This is a genomic window from Frigoribacterium faeni (assembly GCF_007988805.1).
In the GTDB taxonomy this organism is placed as follows: Bacteria; Actinomycetota; Actinomycetes; order Actinomycetales; family Microbacteriaceae; genus Frigoribacterium; species Frigoribacterium faeni.
On sequence record NZ_BJUV01000060.1, the window covers coordinates 1 to 8,315 of the forward strand.

Genomic DNA, 8,315 nt, shown 5'->3' on the forward strand with positions numbered 1-8,315 from the left:
CGGGTCCCCTGCACCGGCGGCGGGTCAGCGCTGACCCGCCACGGGTGCGAGGAACCCGCCGCCCCCTCTCTCAGGCCCGGTCGAAGCGCGCGCCCTCGGGGCGGGGGCCCGTCAGCGCGAAGACGATGAAGACGAGCCAGCCGACGAGCGGAACGAGCAGGATCAGCGTCCAGAGCCCGGTGCGGTTGATGTCGTGCATGCGACGCCAGCCGACGGCGAGGGTCGGCACGGTCGTGGCGATGTAGAAGAGGAGCAGCACCGCGTCCGGGCCACTCGAGAACGAGGTGCCCTCGACGGTGCTCCAGTCGCCGGTCAGCGCCCCGGTGATCACCTGGACGACGTACGGCATGACGAACAGCAGGAGCGCGGCCCACCAGTACTCGGCCCGTCCGGCTCGGCCGGAGAACGTGGCGTACTTGACGAAGAACCGCCGAAGCGCCGCGGGCAGCGGCGCACGGTAGTACGGCAGGTGGAGCGGATGGTCGCGGCCGGCGTCGGGAGTCGAGGCGAGAGTCACGGGGACAGCGTACGGCCGTGCACGGCGGCTCGGATCACGGAGCGGCCGCGTCCGCCCATGCCGCTCCGGGCTCCCCGGCGAGACGGCGCGGCCGACGAGCGTCCTCCGTCCACCGCATCACGCGGAGGCGCAGCCGTCGCGCTGGTCCCGGCCGCGAGGCTCCCCCTAGGCTGGGCGCATCATCACGATCACGAGGGGAATCGCACCATGAGCAACGACCAGAACCAGCCCGACAACCAGAACCCGCCGAGCTACCCGGGCCAGCCCGCGCAGCCGGACCAGCAGGGCAGCCCCTACCAGGGAGGCGCGCAGCAGCCCTACGGCTCGGCTCCCCAGCCCTACTCCCCCGGCCAGAACGACCCCGCCACCGGCAAGCCGCCGTCGAAGGCCATGGCCATCACCGGCTTCGTGCTGTCGTTCTTCGGTCTGCTGGCCATCGTCGGCCTCATCCTGAACATCATCTCGTTCCGCCGCTTCGGCCGCGCCGGTCAGCCGCGGGGCCTGTCGCTCGCCGGCATCATCATCTCGATCGTCGTTATCATCGTCTCTGTGTTCTCGATCATCGCGCTGGTCGCTGCCTTCTCCTACGGCCTCGAGATGTGCAACGACCTCGGCTCGGGCACGCACAATGTCGACGGCGTCCAGGTGACCTGCCCGTAGGCAGCAGCGCAGCACGCACCACCGGCCACGGCGGGTTCGCGTCGTCCAGGGCGGGTCAGCATCGACCCGCCCCGGATGACGGGGACCCGCCGTCGTCGTCGGAGACGGGCGCGGACAGGCGGCCGCGCCGGATGACGGGGACCCGCCGTCGTCGTCTGGGACGGGCGCGAGCAGGCGGCCCCGCCGCCGAACGGAGCGGACAGAGGCGGGCCAGCCGCTCGCCACCCGGGCGGATGCGTACCGGCAGGCCGCCCGCCGGCCGGGTCTCTGCAGCTCGACGTCGAACGACCGGGGTCGCGCTCGTGCGTGAGGTTAGGCTAACCTAAGTCACCGTGACCCCCGATCCCGCGACGAGCCACGAGCCCGCACCCGCCCTCGTCGCCGACGGCGTCTCGATCGCCTACGACGGCGTCGACGTGGTCCACGACGCCCGGCTCGAACTCCGCCCCGGCTGCGTCACCGCCCTGATCGGGCCCAACGGCAGCGGGAAGTCGACGCTCCTGCGGACCCTCGCGCGCCTCCAGAAGCCCCGCTCGGGTCGGCTCTCGCTCGCCCGCGAGATCGAGTGGTCGGAAGATGCTCTTCCCGGGGCCGCGAAGAGCATCTTCGGACCACTCGACGGCGCCGCGGCGAGCGCGAACGACGCGAACGCGGGCGACGCGAGCGCGAACGCGGGCGACGCGAGCGCGAGCGCGGGGGCCACGAGCGACGCGTTCGCCCTCTCGCCCCGCGACTTCGCCCGCCGAGTCGCCATGCTCACCCAGGGCCGCCCCACGCCCAGCGGCCTGAGCGTGCGCGACGTGGTCGAGTTCGGCCGCTACCCGCACCGCGGGCGCTGGGGCCGCGGAGACGCCGACGGCTCCGCCGCCGTCGACCGCGCGCTCGACCTGACCGGCGTCGCCGCCCTCGCCGACCGCGGCGTCGACCAGCTCTCGGGCGGCCAGCTGCAGCGCGTCTGGCTCGCGAGCTGCCTCGCGCAGGACACCGGCGTGCTGCTGCTCGACGAGCCCACCACCTACCTCGACCTCCGCTACCAGGTCGAGCTGCTCGACCTCGTGCGCGAGCTCGCCGACGACGGAGGCATCGCCGTCGGCGTCGTCCTGCACGACCTCGACCAGGCGGCCGCGCTCGCCGATCGCATCGTCGTGCTGAGCGAGGGCCGCGTCGTCGCCGAGGGCGACCCGGCGAGCGTGCTGACACCGCGCCTCCTGAGCGACGTCTGGGGCATCCGCATCGACGTCGACACCGACCCCACCACCGGCCACCTGCGCACCCGCGCGATCGGCCGGCACCACACCCGAACCGAGAGGCTCCACCCGTGACGACCAGACGACGACTCCTGACGGCCACCGCCGTCGCCGCCGCCGCGGCCCTGACCCTCGCCGGCTGCGGCACCACCGAGGCGGCCGACACGGCCGAGACGACGGCCGCCGGCGAGCAGATCACCCTGACCGACGCGACCGGGGCCGAGATCACGCTCGACGGCCCGGCCACGAAGGTCGTCGGCACCGAGTGGAACGTCGTCGAGGACCTCGTCGCCCTCGGCGTCGACCCGGTCGGCGTGGCCGACGTCGCGGGCTACCAGGCCTGGGACTCCGCCGTCCCGCTGACGAACGACCCCGCCGACATCGGCACGCGCGGCGAGCCCAGCCTCGACACGATCGCCTCGCTCGCGCCCGACCTGATCCTCGCGACCGACGGCCTCAGCGCCGACGCGGTCACGCAGCTGAAGGAGATCGCGCCCGTGCTGCAGATCACCTCGGCCGACGCCTCGCGCCAGATCGAGAACGCCACCGACAACCTCGACCTGATCGCGAAGGCCACCGGCACGGAGGACCGGGCCGCCGAGGTGAAGAAGGCCTTCACCGACGCCGTCGCCGACGGCCGGCAGGCCATCGCCGACGCCGGTCTCGAGGGCGCGAACGTGGCCTTCGCCGACGGCTACGTCGACGCCGGCCAGGTGGGCATCCGCCCCTACGCCGCCGGCTCGCTGGTCGGCGACGTCACCGAGGAGCTGGGTCTGGTCAACGCCTGGACCGTCGAGGGCGACGAGGCCTACGGTCTCGCCACCACCGACGTCGAGGGCCTGACGCAGCTGCCCGACGACACGCGGTTCCTGTACATCACCAACACCGTCGACGGCGACGACCCGTTCGCCGACGTCCTGGCCGACAACGCCGTGTGGACGTCGCTGCCCTTCGTCGCGGCCGGCGACGTCGACCGCCTGCCCGACGGCATCTGGATGTTCGGCGGACCGGCCGCGATGACGGCCTACGTCGACGCCGTCGTGTCGACCCTCACCGAGTAGCGCCGGCCGTGACCGCGACCGTCACCCCCACCGACCCCGCGCCGCCCACGCGGCAGCGGTCGCCCGAGGGAGCCGAGGAGGCGCGGGTCGCCGCACCCCGCCGCCTCACCCTCGGCTCGGTGGGCGTGACGGTCGCGCTCGTCGCCGTCGTCGCGGCCCTCGCGCTCGTCGACGTCACGCAGGGCACGGCGGACGTCGGGCCCCGGCAGGTGTGGCAGGCCCTGACCGGGACCGCCTCGGGAGGCGACGCGTCCGTGGTGGTCGCGTCGCGCCTCCCTCGGATGGTCGCCGGGCTGCTCGTGGGGCTCGCGCTCGGGGTCGCGGGCTCCGCCCTGCAGCAGATCAGCCGCAACGTGCTCGCCTCGCCCGACACCCTCGCGGTCAACGCCGGCGCCTACGCCGCCCTCGCTGTCGCCGCCGTCACCGGGTTCAGCCTGCCGCTGCTCGCCTCCTCTGGCGTCGCCTTCGTCGGCGGCCTCGTCGCCGCGGCGATCGTGCTCGCCCTGTCGGGTCTCGGCTCGGGCACCGTGCGGCTCGTGCTCGCCGGCAGCGCCCTCGCGCTCGGGCTCGCCTCGGTGACGAGCGCGCTCCTCCTCCTCTTCCCGCAGCAGACGGTCGGCCTCTACCAGTGGGGGCAGGGCAGCATCTCGCAGAACGGCTTCGCCGGCGTGGTGCAGCTCGCCCCGGTGATGCTGATCGGACTGATCGTGCTGCTGCTCGGCTCGACCCGCATCGACGCCCTCGCGCTCGGCGACGACGCCGCCCGCAGCGTCGGGGTCGACGTGCGCACCACCCGCATCGTCACCGTGCTCGCGGCCGTCCTGCTGTCGGCGGCGTCGGTGACCCTCGCCGGCCCGATCGGGTTCGTGGGGCTCTGCGCCCCCGCCCTCGTGCGCCTGCTGCGCCGCGCCGTCCCGGCCGTCCGCCGCTCGCTCGTGCTCATGCCGCTCGCCGGGCTGGCCGGGGCCGGGCTGGTGCTCGGCGCGGACGTGCTGCTGCGGGCGCTGGTCGGGGCCGAGGCCTCGGTGCAGGTGCCGACCGGCGTGGTGACCTCGCTGCTCGGCGCGGTGTTCCTGGTCGTGCTGGCGTTCCGGGCGCGGGACCACGGCGGCGTCACGCCGGGCGACCGGCACCCGATCGTCTCGCGGCCGCGGTTCGCCCTGACGATCGCCGTGATCGTCGTCGCCCTGATCGCCGTGCTGATCGCGTCGGTGCTGCTCGGCGACGCGAAGCTGCTGCTCGGCGACGTCGCGAACTGGCTGAGCGGACGCTCGGGCCGGATCGTGACCTACGTGCTCGACACCCGGGTGCCGCGCGTCGTCGCCGCCGTGACGGCCGGCGCGGCGCTCGCCCTCGCCGGCACCCTCGTGCAGGGCGTCACCCGGAACCCCCTGGCCGAGCCGGGCATCGTCGGCGTCACGGGCGGGGCCGGGCTCGGCGCCGTGCTGCTCGTCACGACGGTGCCGTCGGCGTCGGGCTGGGGCGTCGCCGGCGCGGCGTTCGTCGGCGCGGTGGTCGCGTCGCTGCTCGTCTTCGGGCTGGCCTCGCGCGGCGGGTTCCCGCAGAACCGCCTCGTGCTCATCGGCATCGGCGTCTCGACGGCGACCACCGCGGCGATCAGCCTGCTGATCGTGCTGACCGACCCGTTCAACGGGGCGAAGGCGCTCACCTGGCTGTCGGGGTCGACGTACGGACGCTCGCTCGCGGACTCGGCGCCGGTCGCGCTGGCGCTCGTCGTGGCGCTCGTCGTGGTGGCCGGACAGCGTCGACGGCTCGACCTGGTGGGGGTGGACGACGACACGCCGCGCCTCCTCGGGGTCTCGCTCTCGCGGTCGCGTCTGGTGTTCCTGTCGCTCGCGGTGCTGCTGACCGCCACGGCCGTCGCGGCGGTCGGCGTGGTCGGGTTCGTCGGGCTGGTCGCGCCGCACGCGGCCCGGTCGCTCGTGGGCCGACGGCACTCGCGGGTGGTGCCGGTGGCGGTGCTGCTCGGCGCGGTGCTCGTCGGCCTGGCCGACGTGCTGGGACGCACGGTGATCGCCCCTGCCCAGCTCGGCGCGGGGCTGCTGACGGCCGTGATCGGGACGCCGTACTTCGTCTGGCTGCTCTGGCGCGGGCGCCGCTAGCGCGTTTCGCGTCTCGCGTCTCGCGTCTCACGTCCCCCTCGCGCGCCCCCTCGCGCGCCCCCACGACCATCGAGTGGTCGGAAGATGCTCTTCGTCGCGCCCGGAAGAGCATCTTCCGACCACTCGACCCTCGGACGACGCGCGTAGAGCCGGACGACGCGCGCGCGGCCCGACGACGCGCGCCGCGCCTCCACGTCGCTAGCCTGGGCGACGGCAGCGGCGTCGACGGCGACCCCGCGCCATCGACACGAGGAGGACGCATGCTCAAGGGCATCGACCCGCTTCTGGGAGGCGCGCTGCTGCACCTCCTCGACGACATGGGCCACGGCGACCGGCTGCTGGTCGTCGACCGCAACTTCCCCGCCGCGGCCACCGGGCTGCCGGTGGTCCACGTGGGCGAGGCGACGATGTCGCGGGTGATCGGGGCCGTGCTCGGCGTGTTCCCGCTCGACGTGTTCGTCGACACCCCCCTCGAGCGGATGGAAGTCGACGGCGACCCCGCGGTGACGACCCCCGAGCAGGACGCCGTCCTCGAGGTCGCCCGCGCGGCGCACCCGCGCCCGCTCGAGTGGGGCGTCATCCCGCGGCTCGACTTCTACGAGCGCGCGCGGGGAGCGTTCGCGGTCGTGCACGTGCTCGACCCGGCGCCCTGGGGCTGCTTCGTGCTGCAGAAGGGCGTCGTCTTCGACTAGCCCGCAGTCGACCGCCGGTGCACAGGGAGAGGCGCGGGGCGGGAGCCGAGGAGCCGGGAGGCGGGAGCCGAGGAGGCGCGGGTCGGCGGCGCCCGCGACGTCACCTCCCCGACACCTGTCGTCTCGGTGTCGGCCATCCGCGATCCCTACGGTGTCGGGGGCCCGCCCGGGCCACGCCCCCACCGCACGAGAGGCCCCATCATCAGCACCGCGACTCCCCACCGAGCCCGACGCTCCGGCACCGCCCCCGGCACCCGCACCACCCCCGACATCCGCATCACCGGCACCGGCGACGGCATCGGCACCACCGCCTCCTCGGCCCGACGCCGTCCGCGCGTCGCCGCGCTCCTCGCCGCGGGCACCGGCCTCGGCGTGGTCCTCTCCGGCTTCGGCGCCCTCTCGGCCTCGGCCGCGACGCCGTTCGAGCCCGCCGAGCTGAGCTACCCGTACCCGTCGAACGCGACCTACGACTACGTGCCGATCATGGATGAGTTCACGCAGCTGCGCGCCGACCGCCCCGACATCATCGCCGTGAACGACGCCAAGACGGTGACGATCAACCAGACGGCCACGCCCGAGCAGGTCGACCGCGCCATCGTCGACCAGTACGACGACATGTCCGTCTCCATGGCGGACGGCCTCGGCGAGCGCCTCGGGGCGATCTACCGCGACGCGCGCACCGCCGGCGAGCTGCCGAAGACCGAGGCGCTGCTGGCGAAGAGCGGCGGCCTCGTCGGCTACTACTCGTCGTCGAACCCGGCGAAGGAGCACTTCGACTGGGACCGCCCGTACATCCGGTTCCCCGAGCAGCTGACCTACCGCGACAAGCCGGGCGGGGACGCCTGGGCGTCGACCTCGGGCGCCTATCCGAGCGGTCACACCTCGCAGGCCTACTGGCAGGGCACCTCCCTGGCCACGATGCTGCCCGAGCTGGCGCCGCAGATCCTGGCCCGCACCTCCGAGGCCGGGAACAACCGGATCGTGATGGCCGCGCACTACCCGCTCGACGTGATGAGCGGTCGGATGATGGGTCAGCACATCGTCGAGCGCCGCTGGTCGGACCCCGAGTTCCGCACCCTGTTCGAGCAGGCGAGCACCGAGCTGCGCGACGTGCTCGAGGACGGTTGCGGCGCCTCCCTGGCGGACTGCATCGCGAGCGACACCCCCTACCTGACCGACGAGGAGGCGCTGGCCGTCTACCGCGAGCGCCTCGGCTACGACTTCCCGCTGGTCGGCGCCGCGGGCGAGCCGATGACGGTGCCCGAGAACGCGGAGTCGCTCCTCATCACGAGCCGCCCCGACCTCACCCCCGAGCAGCGTCGCCAGGTGCTGGCGCTCACGGCGGTCGACTCGGGCAGCCCGCTCGACGAGGGCGCCGAGGGCAGCTGGCAGCGGATCGACCTCGCCGCGGCGATGACCGTGCCCGTGGCGGTCGCGGCGGACGGCGGAGTGTCGCTCGTCGACCCGGCCGCGCCCCCGGTCGATCCCGCACCCGTCGACCCGGCACCGGTGGACCCGGCTCCGGTCGATCCCGCGCCGGTCGACCCGGCTCCCGTGGACCCGGCTCCCGTCGACCCGACCGACCCCGTGACGGTCGCCCCCGTCGACGAGGGCGCCGCCGGTGCGGACCCCTCGGGCGACGACCAGGGAGGCGCGGGTCAGCAGCCCGCGCAGGGCACCACCCCCGCGGACGGCATCACCGCGGCGGGCGAGACCTCCGACGACGCGCTGGCCTACACGGGGTCCGAGCACGTGGCGGGAGTCGTCGCCGCGGCGCTCGCTCTCATGGCCGGCGGCGCGGGGCTGATGATCGTCCGGCGCCGACGGCTGCGCCGGCTCCCCTAGGGACGCGCGCCGCGCCTCCTCGGCTCACGCGTCGTCGACGCCCCCTCCACTCACGCGTCGTCGACGCCCCCTCGACCCACGCGTCGTCGACACCCCCCTCGCGATCGACTGGTCGGAAGATGCTCTTCCCGACGCGACGAAGAGCATCTTCTGACCACTCGACGCCCGGG

At 74.4% G+C, this 8,315-nt stretch carries 7 protein-coding genes; 6 read left to right on the forward strand and 1 reads right to left on the reverse strand.

Annotated features, from left to right (window positions below):
• Positions 1-70: 70 nt before the first annotated feature.
• The gene (locus FFA01_RS15490) at positions 71-517 is read right to left on the reverse strand and encodes a DUF805 domain-containing protein (protein ID WP_146857084.1); all 447 of its coding nucleotides are present in this window, start codon (positions 515-517) and stop codon (positions 71-73) included.
• A 207-nt stretch (positions 518-724) separates the two neighbouring features.
• Between FFA01_RS15490 and FFA01_RS15495 the strand changes: the two genes are divergently transcribed.
• The 6 genes from FFA01_RS15495 to FFA01_RS15520 all read left to right on the forward strand — a co-directional run bounded on the left by FFA01_RS15495 (position 725) and on the right by FFA01_RS15520 (position 8,145).
• Positions 725-1,177, forward strand: a complete 453-nt coding sequence (locus tag FFA01_RS15495; protein ID WP_146857085.1) for a DUF4190 domain-containing protein — start codon at positions 725-727, stop codon at positions 1,175-1,177.
• 332 nt (positions 1,178-1,509) lie between these two features.
• On the forward strand, positions 1,510-2,499 hold the full coding sequence (locus FFA01_RS15500; protein ID WP_146857086.1) for an ABC transporter ATP-binding protein: 990 nt from the start codon (positions 1,510-1,512) through the stop codon (positions 2,497-2,499).
• Complete coding sequence (locus FFA01_RS15505; RefSeq protein ID WP_146857087.1) at positions 2,496-3,485, forward strand: iron-siderophore ABC transporter substrate-binding protein; 990 nt, start codon at positions 2,496-2,498, stop codon at positions 3,483-3,485. Before FFA01_RS15500 ends, FFA01_RS15505 begins: the two co-directional genes overlap by 4 nt.
• 8 nt (positions 3,486-3,493) lie before the next feature.
• A complete protein-coding gene (locus tag FFA01_RS15510) occupies positions 3,494-5,608 on the forward strand; it encodes an iron ABC transporter permease (protein ID WP_146857088.1) in 2,115 nt (704 codons plus the stop codon).
• Between the two features lie 260 nt (positions 5,609-5,868).
• Positions 5,869-6,300, forward strand: coding sequence for an RbsD/FucU family protein (locus FFA01_RS15515; RefSeq protein ID WP_146857089.1), 432 nt, complete (start codon positions 5,869-5,871; stop codon positions 6,298-6,300).
• Positions 6,301-6,426: 126 nt separating this feature from the next.
• On the forward strand, positions 6,427-8,145 hold the full coding sequence (locus FFA01_RS15520) for an acid phosphatase (RefSeq protein ID WP_244289903.1): 1,719 nt from the start codon (positions 6,427-6,429) through the stop codon (positions 8,143-8,145).
• Positions 8,146-8,315: the final 170 nt, after the last annotated feature.

Excerpts from the sequence above, each read along its gene's own strand:
- FFA01_RS15495 (WP_146857085.1), top strand. The coding sequence starts at position 725 with ATGAGCAACGACCAGAACCAGCCCGACAACCAGAACCCGCCGAGCTAC.
- FFA01_RS15515 (WP_146857089.1), top strand. The coding sequence starts at position 5,869 with ATGCTCAAGGGCATCGACCCGCTTCTGGGAGGCGCGCTGCTGCACCTC.